The sequence below is a fragment of the Spirosoma koreense genome (assembly GCF_054777875.1).
This window is the reverse complement of the sequence record NZ_BAAHAC010000005.1, coordinates 499,743-521,580: the sequence shown is the minus strand read 5'-3', so window position 1 is coordinate 521,580 and position 21,838 is coordinate 499,743. Positions and strand designations below refer to the sequence as shown.

Sequence of the window (21,838 nt, the reverse complement as noted above, 5' to 3'; positions counted from 1 at the left end):
TGAATTAAAAGTCAATGACACCTTACCGCATGAGTTCATCGAACGTCAGCGTCAGGTAATACAACCCGCCCACCGCAGCCGAGCCGTAAGCCTGCACGACGTAATTATTAGCCAGATTACTGCCTCCCAGCTTAAGCGTCGTTTTCAGCGACGGCACCCGGTAACTGACCTGTGCATCGAGCAGCGAATAGGCCGGGATGCGACCCGGGGCATTCTCGGTAAAAGTGCCGTACCAGTTGAAAGCCTCCTGCCAGTGCCAGGCCACGCTAAACCCAAACCGGTCGGTCAGCCGGTCGTTGCTCAGCACAACGTTGGTTTTAAAGCGAGGAGTGTTAAAGGCCGGAATGTTGTTCGGGTTAGCGTCCAGAATGTTGAACTGCGCCCAGGTTGCATTCGCGTTGAGGAGATAGCCCCGGTTCAGGGTTGCCGTCAGCCCCGCGCTGGCTCCATCCGTCGAAACCCGGTCGGCTGCATTGGTATAAAGCTGAAACGCCTGTCTGTTGGTAGCCGTCAGCACGTCGGCGGCCGCAGCGGGATTGATGGTGCCGTCGGCCAGTAATACCGGATTTGTCGGGCGAATCACGACCTGATTGATCAGGAAGTTGCGATACTGGCCGTGGTAGTAACTGACATCCAGGAGCAGCCGGGGCATCAGTAAGCCTTTGTACCCGATCTCAAACGCCTGCGATTGTTCGGGGCGGATGTAGGGCACATTCGATTTAACCAGTTTGTCTTTGTTTTTGGCAATTGCCTGCGGAGCCGACAGCCCAGCCGCCAGGTCCTGTCCGAAAGCAGCCCCAAACGCCCCAACGGAGGCCGACGTAAACGAGTTTTCGTACGCATTCAGCCCCGCCGAGTTGGCCGGAGCACCCCCCAGAATGATGATGGGGCCTACGTTCAGCTTGATGAACTGGTCGGGTACGGTCGGGTTCCGAAAGCCCGTCTGATAGCTGGCCCGAAAATGGTGCGCGTCGCTGGGCGAGAACACGGCCGACGCCCGGGGGGTAAAATTGCCCGCGAAGTTCTGGTTCTTGTCGTACCGACCCGACAGAGTCACTTTCAGCTTATCCGAAAGCAGTGTTTTCGATGCCTGCACGAACGCTCCGAATTCGCTCACCCGGACCTTGTTCTCCTTATCGTCGAACAGAGTTCCGTTGGTTTCCATGGCGTAATACCGCAGGTTGCCCCCCGCCTGTAGGTTAACGACACGCAACTGTGGGGAAAAATCATACAGCCCTTCTACATGGTATAACTTACTCTGGCTCAGCACACCCGCCCCCTGCAAACCCGCAATGTGGATGTACCGATCTTTTTCCCGGTCAAACTCGGGAGAGCCCGGCAGATAACGTCCCTGATCGGCAAAAGCGCGGGCCGCATCGTTATTCTGCGCGGTTACACCCTGGATTTTCCCGCCAAAAGCTGTTGCATACCGATCGAACCAGGTCGCGTCAGCTTTATCGGGCGTCACCACGTTACCGTTCAGGTCACGAACCCAGGTTCGGTTGATCAACTGTCCCAACGAGCGGGTGTTGTAGGAATTGTTCGAGTTCTCGGCGGTGGAGTAGGCCCGAATAAAAAAGTTTTTACCCCGTAATTCGAGCCGGTGCTGGGTCAGCCGGAAGTCGTTGAGCATAAAGCGGCTGCTTCCCGTATAATTCGCCGTTCCCTGGCTGACGTTGATCGCGTAAATGGCTTCAATGTCTTTCGTCAGCCGGTAGTGAATGGCGCCGTTTAGTTTTAGGCTGTATACATCGTAATTGGTCAAATCTTTTTCGGCATAGCCCGTTCGCGACACCCGACCAATATCGGTAAGGGTCTGCGCCACTTCATCGCCATAAATATTCAGTGCATTCCGGCCCGGGTTGTTCGGACCACGCGATTCGGCGTTCGTATTCGGATCGATGTCAGTATAATCGGCAGCGTACCAGTCACGACCTGTCAGATACGACGCATTGAGTTTGAAAGCCAGCCGATTACCAAACGCTTTGGCGTAACGGACGGATGTTTCCGAAAATAGTTTGGCCCCGTCGCCCGTTGGATCGGCAACATGGTTGACGCCCGTTCGCTGCTGAACACTCAACCCCTGATAATCAAACGGATTTTTTGTTTTGGTGTAAAGCAGCCCATTGAAGGCCACCGGTCCATAGAGTGCCGATGCCGCTCCGGGAATCAACTCCGCCGACTCAACGTCCAGATCGGCCACGCCGAACAGATTTCCAACCGAGAAACCAAGTCCCGGCGACTGATTATCGACGCCATCCACCAGTTGAAGAAAGCGGCTGTTCCCCGTCGAATTAAACCCGCGCGTATTGATCTGGCGGTACGTCAGTCCGCTGGTGACCATGTCAACGCCCTTCACATTGTTGAGCGCTTCGAAGTAATTAGCTGAGGGCGTTTGCCGGACGGCGCGGGCGTCGAGTTTTTCGATACTGACCGGCGACCGAAGGATGCTTTCCTCCACCCGCGAAGCCGCTATGACGACCTGATCGAGCTGTTCTGCCGACGAAACCAACCGAATCCTCAGCTCCTGCCCCGGTGTCAGTCTGGCCTCCTGCCGCTCATAACCGATCATGGAGATAACCAGGGTTTGCGGAGCCGTTTCGGTTGTTTTTAATGTGAATCGACCCTGGCTATCGGAAGTGGTTCCCTGCCGACTTCCCTTAATCAGAATCGTAGCTCCGGCAAGTGGTTTTCCCGTTTCGGCATCGGTGATGATACCGGTAGCCGTAGGCTGTTGCGACCAGCCTACGGAACATAAGCCGAGCCAGCATAAGGTCGTAAAAAGTAAAAATAAGTATGTCTTTCTCATGAAAAGTCGTGAATAATGACTGAACGGCTTATACAGGTGCGACAGAGCGCACTCGTGAGCGTTCAGGATAAGGAGGATCAGCAGGTCGATCTGATCAGGATATTAAAAAGCATTTATTCACCGATCAGCACACCTTGTTCCGAAGAACCAGGCGAACAGACAGGCAGCGAAGACGGGCGCCCGATGCAACGAATACGCGCCGATAGGCCTGAAAACCAGTCGGGTTACAGCAGCGAATCGTTAACGTCGACGCAAAATCATCCGGATTGCCGGTACAGATAGACCGATAGCCATCGATTTGTAAATGGCAAAAAGAAACAGAACCGGCTGTCAGGCAGCGAGTTCAGGAGGGGGAGAAAACATGGGTTCCGAACGAGTCAGAAACGCGAACGGGCTTTCGGGCACCCGCACCGATTCACGCCAGGAGCTATTCAGGAAATGAAATGAAACGGCTGAGCTTGGGGAATACTCTTTAAGCAGGAATTTTAGAATCTGACTGGCTTTCCGGCCGGTATCGGAGTTTGTATTCAGGTGGTCGTTCAGGAAGCTCAGCAGGTCGTGCTGCCAGAACGACTTGCTGGTCGATTCCAGTCCGGCAATGTGGAGCGTATCGCCCTGCACATCCAGACTGACCACGTTGTAATAATGCCCCCGGTAGCTGAACCCGTCTTCCGTTGTCCGGGCCATATTCAGGCCGTCCGTTTTGCTCGCCAGCGGCACTTCAAACTCAACGATGCTATCGACAGAGCGGTACACCAGCAGTCGTTTCGACAGGTCGTGTTCCTCCTGCCACCACGCACCCAGTCCCGCAATGACATTTGCCATCACGTGGGCCAGTAGTAGCAGAAATAAACCAAATGAAACAACTTTCTTCACCGTTCAGGATTTTCGAAGAACTAATTTGCGTCAAATTAAATCTCAAATTCAGACAAAATCAACAGTCAGACCGGTTTCATTCGCCAATCAACAGGAATTATTTCTCTGAATGAACAGATTCCAACGATTTTACCCCAAAACGGCTCTTATCAGCTGAATAGGATTCAGATGTTCTATGCGATTTATATTCATCATCGCCTTTATTTTTCTGGGACTGGATTACCAACCAGACGAGCTTCCTACGGGTACGCCCGATTGCCTGCGGGCAATGGTCGAACAGATCAGACACCAGCATACCTGGAGCCCACCTGCCCGGGTAGTTCAATACGTTTATCAGGGCAAACGGGTTTACTTCATTCCAATCCGGTGCTGTGATATACCCAGCAAGCTCTACGACGAAAACTGTAACCTAATCTGCTTTCCGAACGGCGGCTTTGCCGGACGGGGCGACGGCCAATGCACCGATTTTTTCGCGAAACGGTCCGATGAAAAACTGATCTGGGAAGACACGCGAAAGTAGTTTCTATCGTACATTTTCTGTCATTCCGACCGGTCCGCCGATGCGGGCAGGAGGAATCTCGGACTTGATTGATAAGGATCTATAAGATTCCTCCTGCCATCGGAATGACAGAAAAATCATTCTTGATTGAACGAACAACTTCATTAAACCGATCACTCCTGCATTCCGTACACGTCTTTATAGAAACGTAGCTTCCCGCTTTCGTCGATGTCGGCGACATTGTAGGTGATAAAGACCGGAAACCGCTTGGGAATTGGCAGCGTCTGCGGTTTCTGATGCAGGAGGCATTCTTTCATGAACGAATCGTCGAATACTTCCTCACCCAGCACCAGATTCGCCAGTTCGACGGGTTTCTGCACCCGCACGCAACCGTGACTCCGCCAGCGGTCGGTGGTTTTCACGAACAGATCACGGCTGTTGGTATCGTGTAGGTAAATGGCCAGGGGGTTGGCCAGGTTGAATTTCAACAATCCCAGCGAGTTATCACAACCTGACGCCTGCCGAACCCGATACGGAAAATTGGTAGCCGAGAGGCTCTTCCAGTTAATTTTTTCGGGATCGACCTCCCGATTCTTGTCATCGAGTATTTCCAGGTTCTGACTCGAAATAAAAGACAGATTCCGCTTCATACGCGGCAACATTTCTTCCACGGCGATGTTGTCCGGCACGTTCCACTGTGGATACATCACAATGCTCTGAATATAGGTCGTCATCAGGGGCGTTTGCCGGTCGGGCCGACCTGCAATTACCTGCATCGGCAACAACCGTTCGCCCTTTTTGTCGAACACGTTTAACTGCCCCGAAGGAATGTTCACCAGTACAAACTGCTCGGGATTGAAGCGGTTGATATACCGATAAAAGTTGAGCGTTTGCCGAATCAACCGAAGTGAATCGGCCGACTTTGGATTGGCGCTGGCCCGCATCCGAATCCGGTTATAGTACCCGATCAGTCGGTTGTAGGGAACAAATGTCGACAGCTTCGCCAATGATTCGGGTTCAAGAGCCGCTTCGCCCTTCTGAATCCAGGCCGAATCAATTTTATCTTTCAGTCCGCTGTAGGCCAGCCCGGACGGTTTTTTCCCGTAGCGAATTTCCAGCAACAGGCGCGCCAGCAACGTATCGACCTGGGCTTTTTTCGTCCGCGTCCGTGCCGAATACCGACTCGTATCGATCCCCACCGAATCGGCATACTGACAGGCGCGGTGCAATGTGCGGACGGCTTTTTCAAAAGCCAGCCGGGCAACTTTCTCTGCCTCTTTTCGGGCCGCCAGTTCGGCCTGGCGAGCCGCTTTTTCGGCTTGCTCCCGCTTCTGTTTAGCTGCCTTATCGGCCATGTGCTGCCAGCCGAAATAAACCAGGATACCCATTCCCAGGACCGCAGCCACCAAAATTCCAACCTTCCGTTTATCCATGTTCATTCAGAATGGTCCGGTGTAACGCCATGCCGCCACGAACGCAATTCCCTTCACTTTATCAACGATGGAAACCCCGAACTGTTTGATCTGAGTACTAAGTTGCGCACCCAGTTGACCCCTACAACTTGATGAATATGCGGTTTCGGTAGAGCAGATAAGCCGGAATAAAATTGACACCCACGAAAAACAGCGCATACAGCAGACTGGCGAATTCGGGCTGTACGCCAGCACTGGTCAACCAGTGTACGACGGCCTCATTAAGCGGAAGGCCATCCATTCGAAAGCGGTAAAAGAAAAGGGCGAACACATCGGCCAGCACGTACACGGTAATGGCGTTGGCTCCGAAAATGATGCCCGGTACGGTAGCGGCTTTATAGCCCTGAATGTCAACCAGAAAATACAGCGCCCCGAATAGCAGAGCCGCAAAGCCAGATGTAACGAGTACGAACGAGCTCGTCCAGAGGTTTTCGTTGACCAGAAACGTCAGCCCCCAGAAGTACCCGACAATGGCCACAAACAGGCCCGACGTCATCAGCCAGGCTACTTTTTCGAGTGGGCTGGCGGCACTCAGCATCCACCGCCCGGCCAGCATGCCCGACAGACCGGTCACGATCGCCGGGAAGGTGCTGAGGATACCTTCGGGGTCCCAGGTGCCCTGCCACATGCGGCCGGGCAGGTATTTCCGGTCGAGCCAGGCCGCCAGGTTTCGCCCCGGTTCGAGCATAATTTTCCCTTCGTCGGGCGTAGCGATCTGCGTCATCGCCAGCCAGTAAGCGACTAGTGTGAGCAACCCGATCCAGACCTGCTGTTTCCAGTTAGTGGTCAAAAACAGGATACCACAAACCAGAAACACGATCGCAATGCGGTGTAGGGTACCGGTCCAGCGAATCGTTTCCAGATTGAAATCGGGCATCAGATTCAGGAACATGCCTACGGCAAAAATCTTCAGCGACCGAATCACAATCCGGCGATAAAGCGTTCGGTTGGCCTGCTGCACCCCAGCGTGTTTCGAATAAGCAAGCGCAATGGAAACGCCCACGACGAAGAGAAAAATCGGAGCTATCAAATCTGTGAAGGACAGGGCATTCCACTTACTGTGGCGCAGGGTAAAATAGACATACTGTTCGCTACCCGGAAAGTTAGCGACGATCATGGCGGCAATGGTAAAGCCGCGCAGTGCGTCCAGAGAAACAAGTCGGTTCGGTGGGTAGACCATTAAAAAGTTCGGCTGCAGGAATGGTATTTTTAGTACTGATTTGCGTACTATTAAGGCTACTGATTATAGTCATTTCGTTGTCATTGGTTGTCAGTCATGGTCAATTCTGGTCATTTACTGTTGTGCGATAAATGACTAACCAATGACTAAGATTAATACCCGAAGATCCTATCTTAACTCTTAACCGTCCATGCGTATTCGTCTTTACGCTTTTATCACCCTGGTTATCATGAGCTTCAGTGGCTGCCAGCGCACTGATGAAAGCGCTACCGCAGATGACCCTCAACTGGCCGTTTCCTGGGAGCTGGTTACAAATTTCACCAATGTGAAAAACGGTTTCAAAGCCCAGTTTACGCTGGCCAACACTAGCGGTAAAGCCCTGACGGATAAAAACTGGGCGTTATTTTTCAACATGTCGCCCCGGCCCATTCTTCCGGCTAAAACGCCACCTCAGGCTACGGTTCACCACATCAACGGCGACTGGTACAAGCTCACGCCCAATGCGGGGTTTCAGTTGGCACCCGGTGCTTCCATGACTATTCCCTACGAAGGAACCGAAGCCGTCAACAAAGTCACCGATGCTCCACTGGGTCTGTATTTTGTTTTTTACGACCAGGAAGGCAAAGAGGAAAAGATCGTTCAGGTTGCCAGCGATCGGTACACGATCAGGCCGTTTACGAGAAAAGAGCAGATACTGCGTGGCCCGGCCGATCTGATGCCACTCCCGACGCCTGAGAATACGTATAAAGAAAATCAGGTGGTTTCGCTGCTGACACCCGACAAACTACTTAAAATCATTCCTTCGCCCGCCAAACTGACCAGTTCGGCGGGTTCGCTGGCGCTGACCAACGCTTTTACGATCTACGCCGATAAAGGCTTAGACAGCGAAGCCAACTTCCTGAAGCAGAAGCTAAAAACCCTGATGGGCAACGATTTATCCATCGCCCGAACCGCCCCAGCCAGCAACGGAATTTTGCTAAAGCTGGGTCCTATTCGCGTCAATGGGGTTACCAAAGAAGCGTATCAGTTAAGTATTGACGGCAAAGGCATTACGATTACCGGAAGCGATGCCGCGGGCGTTTTTTACGGAATTCAGAGTCTGCTGGCGTTGATGCCGGTTGGCGCTTACACCAAACCGACGGCTACTGTTACGCTTCCATACGTCCAGATCGACGATGCGCCCCGGTTTGGGTTCCGTGGGTTGCACTTCGACGTTAGCCGCAATTTCCAGACAAAAGAAACCATCCTGCGCCTGCTCGATCTGCTGGCCTTTTATAAAGTCAACCAGTTTTTGTTTTACACGACCGAAGACGAAGGCTGGCGGCTCGAAATCGACGGACTGCCCGAACTCACGAAAGTCGGTGCGCAGCGCGAACACACCTCGGGGAAAGAAACGTCGGTACTGCACCCCGCCTACGGGTCTGGCCCGAAAGCCTACGACGAAGGGAAATACGGCAGTGGTTATTACACCAAAGCCGATTTCATCGAGATTCTGAAATACGCTAAAGAGCGGCACATCCGGGTCATTCCCGAACTGAATTTTCCGGGGCACGCTCGCGCGGCTATCAAGTCGATGGAAGCCCGTTATGAGCGGCTCATGAAAGAGGGTAAGGAGAAGGAAGCCAATGAATACCGGCTGATCGATCCGCAGGACAAATCGGTGTATGAATCGGCGCAGGGCTATTCGGATAATGTCGTCAGTGTTGGGATTGAATCGACCTACCATTTTTACGAAAAAGTAGTCGACGAAATCACGAAGATGTATCGGGAAGCCGGGGTGCCGATGGAGGTGATGCACGCAGGGGGCGACGAGGTTCCGGAAGGCGTCTGGACCAAGTCGCCGATAGCGGCCAAACTGCTGAAGGAAAACCCGTCGATCAAAGACCCGAAAAATTTACAGACGTATTTCTTCCGAAAGTTGCTGGCAAGGCTCGAAAAGCGGAACCTGGAAATCCACGGTTGGGAAGAAGTGGCGCTCAATAAAACCGCCGACGGAAAGTACCTGCCGAATCCGGAATTTGTGGGCCGTAAGGTGGTGCCTTACGTCTGGAACAACCTGTTCGATCTGGATTTGGGCAACCGCCTGGCCAATGCGGGCTATCCGGTCGTTCTGTGCAACGTCTCGAACTTCTACTTCGACATGTCGTACAACAACGACCCACAGGAACCCGGCTTGTACTGGGCGGGCTACGTCGACACCTGGCATAACTGGACGTTTGCACCGTTTGATATGTTTAAAACGACCTTCAAGACGGCGATGGGCAAACCACTGAATTTTGCGGGGCTGGAACGCATGAAACCCGAAGCGCGCAAAAATATCCGGGGGGTCGAAGCCCAGCTGTGGAGCGAAACCGTGAAGGGCCGCGCCATGGCCGAATACGATATTCTGCCCAAGCTGCTGGGTTTTGCTGAAAGTGCCTGGGCCGCCCAGCGTCCTTGGGAAACGATCGACGATAAATCGGCGCGCGAAAAGTCGATCAATGCAGGCTGGAACGTATTTGCCAATACCCTGGCTCAGAAAGACCTACCCCGACTGGCTGGACTGAATGGGGGCTACTTATACCGACTTCCGCTACCGGGGGCGGTTATCGAAAATGGAACATTAAAAGCGAACGTGGCGCTGCCGGGCCTGGCGATTCGCTACACGACCGACGGCTCAGAACCAACCGCTCAGTCGACTTTGTACCGGAATCCGGTGTCGGTTTCAGGAACTGTAAAACTTAAAAGTTTCGATGCGGCTGGTCGGTCAAGCCGAGCCGTAACCGTTGTGCGATAAAAAAGTCATCTGGTAGTCATTGGCTGTCATTAATGACTACCAAATGACCATAACAAACGAGCAGACAATTACACAAGATATATGACAATTGGGGTTGATTTAGGAGGAACGAACGTACGGGTGGGGCTGGTCGAAAATGACGTTGTTCTTCACCAGATAAGCCGGGCTTTACAACAGAAAGAATCGCTTTCGGCGACGCTGAGCCAGTTGATAGACCTGATCAGGCCGTTGACCGCGTCTACCGTCAGTGGAATTGGCATTGGGGTTCCGTCGGTGGTCGATATCGAACGAGGAGTCGTCTATAACGTTGCCAACATTCCCTCCTGGGAAGAAGTGGCTCTGCGGGGTATTCTGGAAAACGAATTCAACCTGCCGGTTTTTATCAATAACGACGTTAACTGCTTCGCATTGGGCGAACACCGGTTCGGCATGGCGCAGGGGTATCGGTCGGCGGTGGGGATGGCCATTGGCACGGGCCTCGGTTCGGGCGTCATTATCGACGGTCAACTGTACGTGGGTAGCAATTGCGGAGCGGGTGAAATTGGCCTGTTGCCTTACCTGGACAAAAATATCGAGTCGTATGCCTCCACGCATTTCTTCGAGGCTATTCACGGCACCACGGCTCTGGAAACCCATGAGGCCGCCCGGCTGGGCGACCGGCACGCGCTGGCACTCTGGACTGAATTTGGCCGGCATTTCGGGAATGCCATCAAAGCGGTCCTCTACACCTACGACCCCGAAGTGATCGTACTGGGCGGCTCGATTGCGAAAGCGTACCCGTTCTTCGAAACGGCGATGTTCGCCAGTATGGCCGATTTTGCATATCCTGTCACTCTGCGTCGGCTACAGATTTTTCAATCCCGGAACGAGAACATTGCACTGCTGGGAGCTGCTGCGCTGGTGCACCAACTGGTCTAAAAACATTCATTTATCATCAGGAGCTGATTCCTGCCATTTAAACCAAGTTATCCATGAAACGAAATGTCCTGATTGTCGGGTTGATCATGCTGATTTTCTTCGTCATTTCGTTCCTGACCAACATTCTGGGGCCGATCATTCCGGATTTGGTCGATAGCTTCAGGCTGCGTATAGGGCTGGCGGGTTTTCTGCCTTTTGCGTTTTTTGTGGCCTATAGCGCGTCCATCCCATCGGGGCTGCTGGTCGAGCGATACCGGGAGAAACCAGTACTGATCGGTGCGTTTACGCTGGCGTTTCTGGGTTCGCTGCTGTTCGCGCTGATGCCGCAGTTTTGGGTAGCGTTGGTTTCCCTGTTTTCCATCGGGGTGGGTATGGCCATGTTGCAGGTAGCCATCAACCCACTATTGCGGGTAGCCGGGGGCGAAGAACATTTTGCCTTCAACTCGGTACTGGCACAACTTTTTTCGGGCGCGGCTTCGTTTCTGAGTCCATTGCTATACAGCTACTTTGTCCAAACGATCCATACCGGCGATACCTCCTGGCCGATTTCACTGCTGAACCAGCTGGTGCCGCTGCATTTCGAATGGGTATCGCTTTACTGGGTCTTTGCCCTGACGACGCTCCTGATGATTGTGGTGGTTGCTCTGATTCGCTTTCCGATCGTGCAGTTGAAAGACGACGAAAAAATCGAAGTCGGCAGTGCTTTTACCGATCTGCTCCGAAATAAAACCGTGCTGCTTTTTTTTGCCGGTATTTTCGCCTATGTCGGCACCGAACAAGGCATTTCGAACTGGATTTCCACGTTTCTGCAACTCTACCACGGCGTCGATCCGGCCACGACGGGCGCTACCGTAGTGGCTTATTTCTGGGGATTGATGACCGTCGGGTGTGTGCTGGGGCTGGTTTTGCTGAAGCTGGCCGACAGCCGGCTGGTGCTGATCGTGTTTACGTTAGGAGCCATTTTCTGTTTGTTGCTCGGCCTGTTCGGCCCGAAGGAATGGGCGCTGTATGCCCTACCGGGCACCGGTTTTTTTGCGTCGGTGATGTGGTCCATTATTTTCTCACTGGGGCTCAATTCGGTGGCTCAGCACCACGGCACATTGTCGGGAATTCTGTGTACGGGCATCGTGGGCGGAGCGGTGGTTCCACTCGTTATCGGTGGACTGGCCGAACTGGTTGGCCTGCGCTGGGCTATGTTATTTCTGCTCCTGACACTGGGTTACATTCTCAGCATCGGTATCTGGGCCAGACCCCTGATCGTCAACGCCACGATTCGTCGAAAGCCCGAACCGATGAATGAGCTGACCCAGTAACCTCTGTTTAGCCGTGTAGCCCAATGCACAAGATTATTTTACTCATCGATTTTGCCGAAGATTACAGCCGGAGCCTGTTGAAAGGCATTACGAAGTATGCCCGCGAACATGGTCCCTGGGTGTTTTGTCAGATGCCGCTTTTTCACCGCGAAACGGTTGGCATCGACGGGATTCTGGACTGGGCGCGCGACTGGGAAGCCGACGGAATTATCGGTCAGCTCTATAACGACAGCAGTGTGGGGAAGCTGGTCGAAGCGGGTATACCGGTCATCGCGCAGGATTTCAAAGAGCGCTTTACCGACATTCCGAACATAACCGGTGCCCACCGCGAAACCGGACGAATGGCGGGCGATTATTTTCTAAAGAAAGGCTTCCGGCATTTTGCCTTTTATGGCTTCAAGAACATCGTCTGGTCGCGCGAGCGGGCCGAAGGGTTCGACGAGCAGGTATCGCGGTCCGGTCATGTGGTACATTATTTCGAACACGAAGAGTACAGCTCGAGCGACCTATGGTATTACAAGCCCAGTTCGATGAGTAAGTGGCTGTCGTCACTGCCCAAGCCGGTTGCCATTCTGACCTGCGACGATCGGATGGGCATGCACATTACCGAAGCCTGCCGGCATACGGGCATCCGGATTCCCGAGGAAGTTGCCGTGCTGGGCGTCGATAACGACGAGATGCTTTGTGAACTGTCGGACCCGCCCCTGTCGAGCATTGTGCAGGATGCCGAAAAAGGCGGTTATGACGCGGCTCACCTGCTCGACCGGCTGATCCGCCGGGAAATCACCGAATTCTATGACATCATCGTCGAACCGACCCAGGTCATCACCCGGCAATCGACGGACATTTACGCCACGAACGACGAATACATTGCCTCGTCGCTGAAATACATTCACCAGAACGTCGACAAAAACCTGCAGGTCGATGAAGTGGTCCGGCAGGTTCCGCTGTCGAGACGGTCGCTCGAAATGCGGTTTCAGCAGGTGGTTGGGTATCCGATCTACAAGTACATCCAGAATCTGCGGATGGAGAAATTCTCCAAGAAATTACTGGAGACCGACCTGACCGTTTTCGAGATTGCGATGGACCTGGGGCTGAACGATACCAAAAACCTGGCCCGCCAGTTCAAGCAGGTGAAAGGCTGCACCCCCCTCGAATACCGGCACCGGTACCTGGCCGGAAAATAGAGGGATTAAACACAAAGAACACAGAGAGTTTTATAAATGTAACTCTGTGTGCTCTGTGGCTCTGTGTTTAATTAGTGAACTACTGCCTGCTGAATTTTGCGAATGGCTTCGGCGAAGGATTCCATATCGCTCCGGCTGCCGAGCATGGCCTGCTGAAAAATCCAGACCGCTTCTTCGGCACAGGCGCGTTCGGCTTCAGGGCAGACTACCTGCGAATAATCGACCGTATCGGGGATGGCGTAACAAAGCCAGTTTTTTTCCTGAAAAACAGGCTGTTTGTAGAGCGGATGCGGATACCCTGCCGAACAGGGTACGCCTTCTGCCGCCAGCATCGCAACAAACTCGTTCTTTGGGATATTCCTGAACCGGGTCTTGTCGTACCGAAAAATGTACAGGTGATAACAGTGCTGGCTGGCTTCTTCGCTTCTGCGCAACGGTGTAATCCCGGCTATATCGGCCAGTAGGCGATCGAGGAACAAGCCGTTATCGTTCCGAATCTGCGTTTGCTCATCGAGCCGTTCGAGCTGTTCTGAAAGCAGTACGGCCTGCAACTGAGTGATTCGGTAATTACAGCCCGGATTGAAATGATCGTACCATTGCCCGTGTGGCAACCGGCCCACATTCCGCAGCGAATTCATCGTCTGATACAACTGTTCATCGTTGGTAATCACAATGCCCCCTTCGCCACTGGTCAGGTTCTTGGACGACTGGAAACTAAAACTCCCGGCATCACCAATCGAACCCAGTTTTTTCCCGTTGTACTCCGCCCCGTGCGCATGCGCGGCATCTTCAATAACCCGCAGGTTATGCCGACGGGCAATGCTCAGAATCGCGTCCATGTCGCAGGCTAATCCCGCAAAGTGAACCGGAATGATCGCGCGGGTCCGAGGGGTGATGGCGGCTTCCAGTTTCGATGGATCAAGGTTATAAGTATCCGGATCGATATCGACAAACACCGGAATGCAGTTCACTTCCAGCACCACCGACGCCGTGGCAATGAACGTGTACGGTGGCACGATGACTTCGTCGCCCGGACGAACCCCGCAGGCGATCAGCGCCAACCGCAACGATACCGATCCGTTGACGCAGCTGACCGCATATTTACTGCCGCAATAATCCGCAAACTGCCGTTCGAAAGCGGCTACAGCGTCGGCACAGTCGGGGTTCCCCCAGCGTCCGCTCCGTACGATATCGGCGACGGCCCGTACTTCGCGGTCGTCGAAAATAGGCCAGGGAAAACTACGTGTTACAGTCGGTTCTCCGCCGTGCAGGGCTAGTTTCGCTGCCGTTGCTGTGTTTTTCATCCGCTTATTATTCAGATTCTCTTTTTCTAGTACGTTCCCTGTGCTTCATCGGGCTATTGGCGGAGCGTAAAATTAATATACTGGCGCCGAGACCGGTTATCGTCCATTTTGTGCTTTGACAGGGCCGAACGAGAAAGCCTAAGTAGGGCGGTCAGTTGGCGTAACGCGGAAAATACCCGTACTTTACCCACTAATATGGGAAATAAGGCTCCAAACATAGAGCAGCCCTTCACTTGGCTGGGTGGTGTACTTGCCGTTTGGTGGCTGGTCTTCCTGACGCCGTCGACGCCGATAGCCTCCATCGCCGACCGGCAGAGCTATTTTTCCTGCCTTATGCCGTGGCAGGAAACCAGCGAACCGGATTACGCACCAACGGATTTCCAACAGACACCGCTCACGCTGGCCACAACTTTCTCCGGGTTCCTGGCCACTCCTCCGGTAGCTGTTTTACCCGCTATCGATTGGCGTATGCTGCCGGTTTTTCAACCGGAGCGCTCCAACAACCGACAGACCCTTTATGCCGTGGCTGGCACCCTGCTCCTACTTATTGAACACCAGATTGCCATCAATGCACCCTGAACCAATCCTTGTGCGGAGGATCCATACTATCATGTCGAATTTATTACCCGTCAGATTCCGTATGTGTATGTGTCTACCCTGTTCCATACGTTATGCTGATGATTTGACCCCAATTCGCGTTGCCTGCTGACATTGCCCATCGAACCCGGTAAACGCCACTCTTCTTTAACTCTTTCTTTTTATGTGGTCTTCAATAGCCCGCGCCATTCTTTCTTATCGCTTGTTCTGGTTAGGCTTCTTACTGGTGCTGACCGGCATAATGGCGTATTTCGGTACCCGGATTCAGTTGTCGTATCAACTGGCACGGGTGCTGCCGCTGTCCGATTCTACCCAAATTCAATACGAACGGTTCAAACAACGCTTCGGTGCCGACGGGACACTGATGGTGATCGGCTGGCAAAGCGACCGCTGGTTCGATCTGCCCGTTTACCAGGACTGGTACGATCTGACCGAGCGGATCGGTCAGATATCCAGCATCAAGCAGGTGCTGTCGACTGCCCGCCTGTTTACCCTCGAACGACAGGATTCGAGCTGGTCGATCAAACCGTTGGTCAATCGGCGGCCGGCCACGCAGGCCGACGTCGATAGCCTGAAGCAAAAAGTGCTGTCGCTGCCTTTTTACGAGGGCCTGCTGTTCAACCCGGCCACGAAATCGACACTGATGGCCATCTCCTTCGATGAGAAAAAACTCAATTCGAAGGATCGGCTGGCGATTGTCAATTCCATTCGGGAGTACGGCAACCAGTTCGCGAAAAAAAATAACCTGGAGCTGCATTATTCCGGAATGCCATCGATCCGGACCGAGGTTATGAAGAAAGTTTCGGGCGAGATGAAACTGTTTATGGGGCTGGCTGCGGCCGTCACGGCGCTGATCGTATCGCTTCTGTTCCGCTCGGGTCGAGTGGTCTGGATTTCGATGCTGGTCGTGGCGATGGGCGTCTGTTCGGCGCTGGGCACACTGGCCCTGTTTGGCTACGAGATTACCCTGCTGACCGGCCTGCTGCCGCCCCTGTTGATCGTTATTGGCGTACCGAACTGCGTTTTTCTGGTGAATAAATACCACGAAGAGCTGGCCCAGCACGGCAACAAGCAGCGGGCGCTGGAAACCATGATTCAGCAGATTGGTGTGTCGGCGTTGCTGGCTAACATTACCACCGCCATTGGTTTCGGGGTGTTCTACTTCACCAATAGCCGGCTGCTGGTGGAATTTGGGGTCGTGGCGGCCATCAGCATCATGATCGTTTACGTCATTTGCCTGCTGATGGTGCCGATTCTGCTGAGTTACTTACCCGTTCCCAAAGCCAACCGACTCCAGACGCTTCAGGGCGGTAGCTGGCGGGGGCTTCTGGACCGGATCGACTATTGGGTGCATCACCGGCGGGGGCTCATTTACGGGGCCGTCGCGCTCGTCACGGTTATCAGTTCCCTGGGTCTTTTCCTGATTCGGGTAGAAGGGTATGTCGTCGATGATCTGCCGCAAAATGACCCGATCTATAACGATCTGCGCTTCGTCGAAAAAGAATTTAAAGGAGCGCTGCCGCTGGAAGTCATGATCGATACCGGGCAGCCCAATGGTGTCTTTTCGGAAGCTGGCCGGGCGCTCTACAAAGTGCGGGCGATGGAACGGATTATGGCGCAGTATCCGGAGTTTTCCAAACCCAGTTCGCTGGTCGACGCGATTCGGTTCGCGTATCAGATGTACCGGGGTGGTGATCCGCGTTTTTACGTGCTGCCGCCTGCTATGGAACTGAAAAAGCTGGCGGGCGATGCACCGTTGGCCGGCAGCCGCACGCCCATGGTCAACTCGTTTCTCGATTCTACCCGGCGGATTACGCGGGTCAGCTACCAGATGGCCGATATCGGTTCGATCCGCCTGCAGACCGTTATGGGCAAACTACAGCCACGGCTCGATTCACTGTTCGCCGGTACGCCCTACAAAGTGAGCCTGACTGGCTACAGTCTGGTTTTCCTCCAGAGCAACGATTACCTGCTGGGAAATTTGTATGAAAGCCTGGTCATTGCCATTCTGCTGATTGCGCTGGTAGGGATGTTGCTGTTCCGCTCGATTCCGATTATTCTGCTGTCCAAACTACCGTGTCTGATCCCGCTGGTCGTCACGGCCGGGATCATGGGGTATACCGATATTGCCTTTAAACCCTCGACGATCCTCATTTTTAGCATTGCTTTCGGCTTATCGTCCGACGGTACGGTTTATTTCCTGACCAGCTACCGGCGGCAGCTCCAGGCGGGTTTCGAACCGCCCATGGCCATCAGTCATGCCATTCGGGAAACAGGCATCAGCCTGGTTTTCACCGCTCTGATCCTGGCCGGGGGCTTTGCGGTTTTTGCCGCTTCGAGCTTCGGCGGAACAGCCGCCCTGGGCGTACTCGTGGCGACAACCGTACTCATGGCTTGCTTTACCAATCTGGTGCTGCTGCCCGCGCTGCTGCTAAGCCTGAAACGGTACCGCGTCTGACGCGGCACCCCTAACCGCTCAACGTTTATGATATCGTATGATCTGTGGCTTGTCATTCTGGCAGTGGCGATTCTGGCCGTAGCCTGGCTACCGTCGTTGCTGAAAGATTACGCGCTGTCGTATCCAATCCTGTTTGTGCTGGGCGGTTGGCTGCTGTATCAGTTGCCGCTGCCAATGCCCGACCCTTTGCCGCTGCATTACCCCGTTCTGACGACCCGCCTGACGGAGATCTGCGTGCTGGTGGCCCTGACCGGAACAGGTCTGAAAATTGACCGCCGATTTAGCTGGCGGGGCTGGCGGTTGCCCCTCCGACTGATCTGGCTGACCATGATCGTGACCATTGTTCTGTTTACGCTGGCGGTCTGGAAACTGGGTAACTGGGATTTCCCGACGGCGCTGCTGATTGCGGCCGGTCTGGCTCCCACCGATCCGGTGCTGGCCGGCGACGTCCAGGTGGGAGATCCCAACGAAGGCCAGGAAGACGTCGTCCGTTTTGGCCTGACGGCGGAGGCTGGCATGAACGATGGCATGGCTTTTCCGTTCGTATACCTGGCCATCGCCGTGGCTCATCCTGCCTTTTCGGTACCAGATTCACTGGTCCATTGGTTTCTGTACGATCTGCTGTACCGGGTCGGTGTAGGCGTTTTGATAGGCTGGTTATCGGGAAAATTACTGGCCTATCTGATTTTTGAGCTTCCCCAACGAATTAGTATAAAAACGACAGCCTATGGGTTTGTGGCCCTGGCCATTACGCTCATTAGTTTTGGGCTGACCGAGCTAGCGCATGGTTTCGGTTTTCTGGCGGTGTTTATCGCAGCGATAACCGTACGTAACTACGAGCGTACGCACGAATACCATACCTACATGCACGCTTTTTCGGATCAGATCGAACGCTTGCTGATCGCCCTGATTCTGTTGCTGTTTGGTGGAGCGCTGGCGAGTGGTCTGCTGTCGGCGCTAACCTGGTACGATGTAGGGCTGGGTATCCTGCTGATCTTTGTGATTCGTCCACTGGTTGGCTGGGTAACGCTGGGCGGAACGGGCGTGCGTGGGCTAAAGCGGTGGGCTATCGCGGGCTTCGGCATTCGGGGTATCGGCTCCTTGTTCTACATGGCCTACGCGCTGCAAGAGGCCTCGTTCATGACACCCGAGCGGGTCTGGGCGCTCACCGGCTGGACAATTCTCCTGTCCGTTTTTATCCACGGTATTCTGTCTACGCCCGTCATGAATCACCTCGACCGTCGGTTCCGGCGCAGGGCTCAATCGTAGCCCCGAAGCTCCGGCTTCGGATGTTAAACAGACTACCCGATAGAGCGCACCTGAAGCTCTAGCTTCGGGGCTACAGGCTCCGCATTTTTATCGATACATTCTTTCTTCTAATTTCGCAGCCTACTATTTCCTTCAGATCGTTGAGTAAGGCAATCCATCTGGCTATCGGCATCGATTTAGGCGGCACCCGCATCAAAGGCGTGCTGCTCGATACGCGCACGGGCGACGTGCTACACAAACGCATCACCCCCACCGACGATGGCGAAAACAGCAACTGGAAAGCCATTGTGGCGCAAACCGTTCAGTACTTAAAAGCGACCACCTCCGAATCCATTCAGGGTGTCGGTCTGGCAGCGCCCGGTTTGCCGACGCCGGACAACTCAGCCATTGCCTGCATGCCGGGACGACTGCAGGGGCTTGAAGGCTTCCGCTGGGCCGATTTTCTGACCGAACCGGTCTGGGTGTTAAACGATGCCCATGCCGCGCTGATGGCCGAAGCCCGCTTTGGCGCAGCCCGAACCGCTACGAACGCGATCATGCTCACCCTGGGTACGGGCGTCGGCGGTGGGCTGTTGGTAAATGGCCAGTTATACCAGGGTTTCTTTCAGATGGCTGGTCATCTGGGACACATCACCGTCGATGCGGATAGCGAGCTAATGGACGTCACGAATACCCCCGGTAGTCTGGAAGATGCCATCGGCAACGTTACCGTGAGTCGTCGGTCCTACGGCCGCTATCAGACGACCCAGCAACTGGTCGATGGCTACCGGCAGGGCGAACCGCTGGCTACGCTGGTCTGGCTCACGTCGATTCGGCGGCTGGCGGCTGCGCTGGCCTCGCTGGCTAATGCGTTTTCGCCCGAACTGATTGTATTGGGGGGCGGTATTGCGCAGGCCAACGAAGCCCTGTTCGATCCGCTGCAAACCTTTTTCGATCTGTTCGAATGGCGACCCGGCGGCAAGAAAACTACCCTTTGCAAAGCGCATTTCGAAGATTGGGCCGGCGCCATTGGGGCCGCGGCTTTTCGGAACGAATAACTCCTGACGCAACATGAGCTTAACGAATCAGTACATTCAGAAAACCCAGGCGATGCTGACCACGATCGAGCAGCAGACCGAAGCCATCCAGCAGGCCGCCCGCTGGTTTGGGGAGACCATTCTGGCCGGACGGATGGTTCACCTCTTCGGTAGTGGGCACAGTCGGATTATGGTCGAGGAAATGTGGCCCCGTTATGGTTCTTTTCCGGGGTTCAACCCGATCGTCGAGCTATCGCTCTCGTTCCATAACCTGGTAGTCGGAGCCAACGGACAACGCCAGGCCATGTTTCTGGAGAATGTACCGGGGCTGGCTGCGCGCATCTTACGAAATTACGACCTCTCAGACCAGGATTCGGCCCTGATCGTTTCCTCCAGCGGGTGCAACGTCGTTCCGATCGAGATGGCCGAACTGTGTCAGCAACAGGGTCTGAAGGTGGTGGCGCTGATCACCCGACAGCATGCCGAAAAAAGTATCAGCAAGCGGTCCGATGGAAAAAAACTGAGTGATTTCGCCGATCTGGTGCTGGATACCGGCGCGCCCGTTGGCGATGCGATGCTCACCGTTCCGGGCCTGGATACGCCCGTTTCGCCCGGCTCGACGGTAGGCGGGGCCGTGGTCGTCAACTGTATCAAGGCCGAAGTGGCCCGATTGCTGACCGAAGCCGGGCAGCCGCCTAACGTACTCTCGGCTGCTAATGTGGTTGGGTCGGAGCGAGCCGTCACGCTGTTCGAAAGCGCTTACGATGAGCACGCCCACCGACTGGCGAAATTGTACGCCCAGGTAGGCAGTTCGTCTTCCAATAGACAATAGTGGTTTTCCAGTGATCGAATAAACCCATCCGACGGGGGTCGAAATGGCCATCCATTCATAAACAGAATCGCGGCATTCGCGCTCCCGAAACCGGCATTCCGCCGGTTTCTTTTTTGTAAAGTCGATTGAATGGGTAGTTTTGGTAATAAACCGACAATGCTATGTCTTACCGCCTGACGAATTCGCAGAAGTGGCAGCTCGCCCTGAGTGTATTCGTTGTCTACTGGCCGATCCGACTGTATGCCAACGGCGCAACGTTTAGCTGGCTTTTCTCGCTTCGGCAAATGCCGTTCTGGATTCTCGAAACGATCCTGACGGTTCTTTTCTTCTACGCCTGGATTACGGTAACGGAATGGCTGCAGCAGCACTTTTTCCATCGCTTCGGCGAGGGCTTCCTGATCGAGTTCAAGATTCCGGCTCAGATTGCCACCCTGATTATCGCCAGTGCGCTGGCCGTATCGTTCAACAGCGCTTTTGCCGTGATCTGGCATAGCCTCGATGATTTTATCGAGCAGCGTTACGGGCTATACCACGAACCAAGGCCGCAAACGCCGACCCGTTCCGACGAAGAACGCCAGCGTGCCCGCGAACGCCGTCGGCGCACCAATAACGCCCTGACGGTAATGGCCATGCTGTCGGCATTCTATCTGTCGGCCAACCGGCGTGCCTACCGCCGGCTGGAAGATGTTCAGCTCCGGGCCGAACGGCTGGAGAAAGAAAACATCCAGGCACAATTTGCGGCTCTCAAAAGCCAGGTCAATCCGCATTTTCTGTTCAACAGTCTGAGCATCCTGTCGTCGCTGGTATATGTCGATGCCGATCTGTCCGAAAAATTCATCGATCAGTTGTCGCGGGCGTATCGCTACATTCTGGAGCAGAAAGACAATGAGCGGGTGCCGCTCCGCACTGAGCTGGAGTTCATCGAGGCTTACCGGTTTCTGCTCAATATTCGCTTCGAGAATAAGTTCGATATTTTCATCGACGTTCCTGAACTGGACCAGACTCACTACAGCATTGCCCCGCTGACGTTGCAGTTGCTAGTCGAAAACGCGGTGAAACACAACCGTATGTCGACCCGGGAACCGCTCCAGGTACATATTCTGCTCGAAGGTGAATCCTTAATCGTGCAAAATAACTTACAGCCCCGGCCACAGTCCGAAACATCGACGGGTGTGGGGCTTCAGAACATTATCACCCGGTATGCTCTACTCACCGATCAGTCGGTATGGGTCGGCGAAAACGACGGCAATTTCATCGTAAGAATTCCGCTGCTGGCTCAAACGGTGAAAGAGCCGGTGGCTTAAGAACGGATAAAAATAGCGAACCGCGGGC

Annotated in this window: 17 protein-coding genes; 12 read left to right on the top strand and 5 right to left on the bottom strand. The window is 54.2% G+C overall.

What is annotated here, in order from left to right; genetic code table 11:
* Positions 1-22: 22 nt before the first annotated feature.
* Entirely contained in the window at positions 23-2,809 is a 2,787-nt protein-coding gene (locus ACYVC2_RS07940; RefSeq protein WP_461101768.1) for a TonB-dependent receptor, read from the bottom strand.
* A gap of 15 nt (positions 2,810-2,824) precedes the next feature.
* Between ACYVC2_RS07940 and ACYVC2_RS07935 the strand changes: the two genes are divergently transcribed.
* Positions 2,825-3,091 carry a hypothetical protein gene (locus ACYVC2_RS07935; RefSeq protein WP_461101767.1) on the top strand — a complete coding sequence of 89 codons (267 nt, stop codon included), beginning with the start codon at positions 2,825-2,827 and terminating at the stop codon, positions 3,089-3,091.
* A 48-nt stretch (positions 3,092-3,139) separates the two neighbouring features.
* Here the strand turns inward: ACYVC2_RS07935 and ACYVC2_RS07930 are convergent, their stop codons facing one another.
* The gene (locus ACYVC2_RS07930; RefSeq protein ID WP_461101766.1) at positions 3,140-3,685 is read right to left on the bottom strand and encodes a hypothetical protein; all 546 of its coding nucleotides are present in this window, start codon (positions 3,683-3,685) and stop codon (positions 3,140-3,142) included.
* Positions 3,686-3,860: 175 nt separating this feature from the next.
* Between ACYVC2_RS07930 and ACYVC2_RS07925 the strand changes: the two genes are divergently transcribed.
* Positions 3,861-4,205, top strand: coding sequence for a DUF6970 domain-containing protein (locus ACYVC2_RS07925; protein WP_461101765.1), 345 nt, complete (start codon positions 3,861-3,863; stop codon positions 4,203-4,205).
* A 152-nt stretch (positions 4,206-4,357) separates the two neighbouring features.
* On the opposite strand, the gene ACYVC2_RS07920 is transcribed toward ACYVC2_RS07925, so the two are convergent.
* Complete coding sequence (locus ACYVC2_RS07920; protein WP_461101764.1) at positions 4,358-5,617, bottom strand: L,D-transpeptidase family protein; 1,260 nt, start codon at positions 5,615-5,617, stop codon at positions 4,358-4,360.
* A 121-nt stretch (positions 5,618-5,738) separates the two neighbouring features.
* The gene (locus ACYVC2_RS07915; protein WP_461101763.1) at positions 5,739-6,836 is read right to left on the bottom strand and encodes an acyltransferase family protein; all 1,098 of its coding nucleotides are present in this window, start codon (positions 6,834-6,836) and stop codon (positions 5,739-5,741) included.
* Between the two features lie 190 nt (positions 6,837-7,026).
* Between ACYVC2_RS07915 and ACYVC2_RS07910 the strand changes: the two genes are divergently transcribed.
* The 4 genes from ACYVC2_RS07910 (at position 7,027) to ACYVC2_RS07895 (ending at position 13,030) form a co-directional block, all read left to right on the top strand.
* A complete protein-coding gene (locus ACYVC2_RS07910) occupies positions 7,027-9,612 on the top strand; it encodes a family 20 glycosylhydrolase (RefSeq protein ID WP_461101762.1) in 2,586 nt (861 codons plus the stop codon).
* A gap of 81 nt (positions 9,613-9,693) precedes the next feature.
* The gene (locus ACYVC2_RS07905) at positions 9,694-10,530 is read left to right on the top strand and encodes an ROK family protein (protein WP_461101761.1); all 837 of its coding nucleotides are present in this window, start codon (positions 9,694-9,696) and stop codon (positions 10,528-10,530) included.
* A gap of 53 nt (positions 10,531-10,583) precedes the next feature.
* Positions 10,584-11,843, top strand: coding sequence for a sugar MFS transporter (locus ACYVC2_RS07900; protein WP_461101760.1), 1,260 nt, complete (start codon positions 10,584-10,586; stop codon positions 11,841-11,843).
* A gap of 23 nt (positions 11,844-11,866) precedes the next feature.
* Positions 11,867-13,030 carry a XylR family transcriptional regulator gene (locus ACYVC2_RS07895; RefSeq protein ID WP_461101759.1) on the top strand — a complete coding sequence of 388 codons (1,164 nt, stop codon included), beginning with the start codon at positions 11,867-11,869 and terminating at the stop codon, positions 13,028-13,030.
* Between the two features lie 71 nt (positions 13,031-13,101).
* Here the strand turns inward: ACYVC2_RS07895 and ACYVC2_RS07890 are convergent, their stop codons facing one another.
* Positions 13,102-14,334, bottom strand: a complete 1,233-nt coding sequence (locus tag ACYVC2_RS07890) for a DegT/DnrJ/EryC1/StrS family aminotransferase (RefSeq protein WP_461101758.1) — start codon at positions 14,332-14,334, stop codon at positions 13,102-13,104.
* A 195-nt stretch (positions 14,335-14,529) separates the two neighbouring features.
* On the opposite strand from ACYVC2_RS07890, the gene ACYVC2_RS07885 reads away from it, so the two are divergent.
* The 6 genes from ACYVC2_RS07885 (at position 14,530) to ACYVC2_RS07860 (ending at position 21,810) form a co-directional block, all read left to right on the top strand.
* The gene (locus ACYVC2_RS07885; protein WP_461101757.1) at positions 14,530-14,913 is read left to right on the top strand and encodes a hypothetical protein; all 384 of its coding nucleotides are present in this window, start codon (positions 14,530-14,532) and stop codon (positions 14,911-14,913) included.
* Positions 14,914-15,094: 181 nt separating this feature from the next.
* Positions 15,095-17,389: an efflux RND transporter permease subunit gene (locus ACYVC2_RS07880; RefSeq protein WP_461101756.1), complete on the top strand. Its 2,295-nt coding sequence runs from the start codon at positions 15,095-15,097 to the stop codon at positions 17,387-17,389.
* 27 nt (positions 17,390-17,416) lie between these two features.
* Entirely contained in the window at positions 17,417-18,658 is a 1,242-nt protein-coding gene (locus ACYVC2_RS07875; RefSeq protein ID WP_461101755.1) for a cation:proton antiporter, read from the top strand.
* A gap of 152 nt (positions 18,659-18,810) precedes the next feature.
* Complete coding sequence (locus ACYVC2_RS07870; protein ID WP_461102321.1) at positions 18,811-19,695, top strand: ROK family protein; 885 nt, start codon at positions 18,811-18,813, stop codon at positions 19,693-19,695.
* Between the two features lie 13 nt (positions 19,696-19,708).
* Positions 19,709-20,506: a sugar isomerase domain-containing protein gene (locus tag ACYVC2_RS07865; RefSeq protein WP_461101754.1), complete on the top strand. Its 798-nt coding sequence runs from the start codon at positions 19,709-19,711 to the stop codon at positions 20,504-20,506.
* A 161-nt stretch (positions 20,507-20,667) separates the two neighbouring features.
* The gene (locus ACYVC2_RS07860) at positions 20,668-21,810 is read left to right on the top strand and encodes a sensor histidine kinase (protein ID WP_461101753.1); all 1,143 of its coding nucleotides are present in this window, start codon (positions 20,668-20,670) and stop codon (positions 21,808-21,810) included.
* The last annotated feature ends 28 nt before the right edge of the window (positions 21,811-21,838 follow it).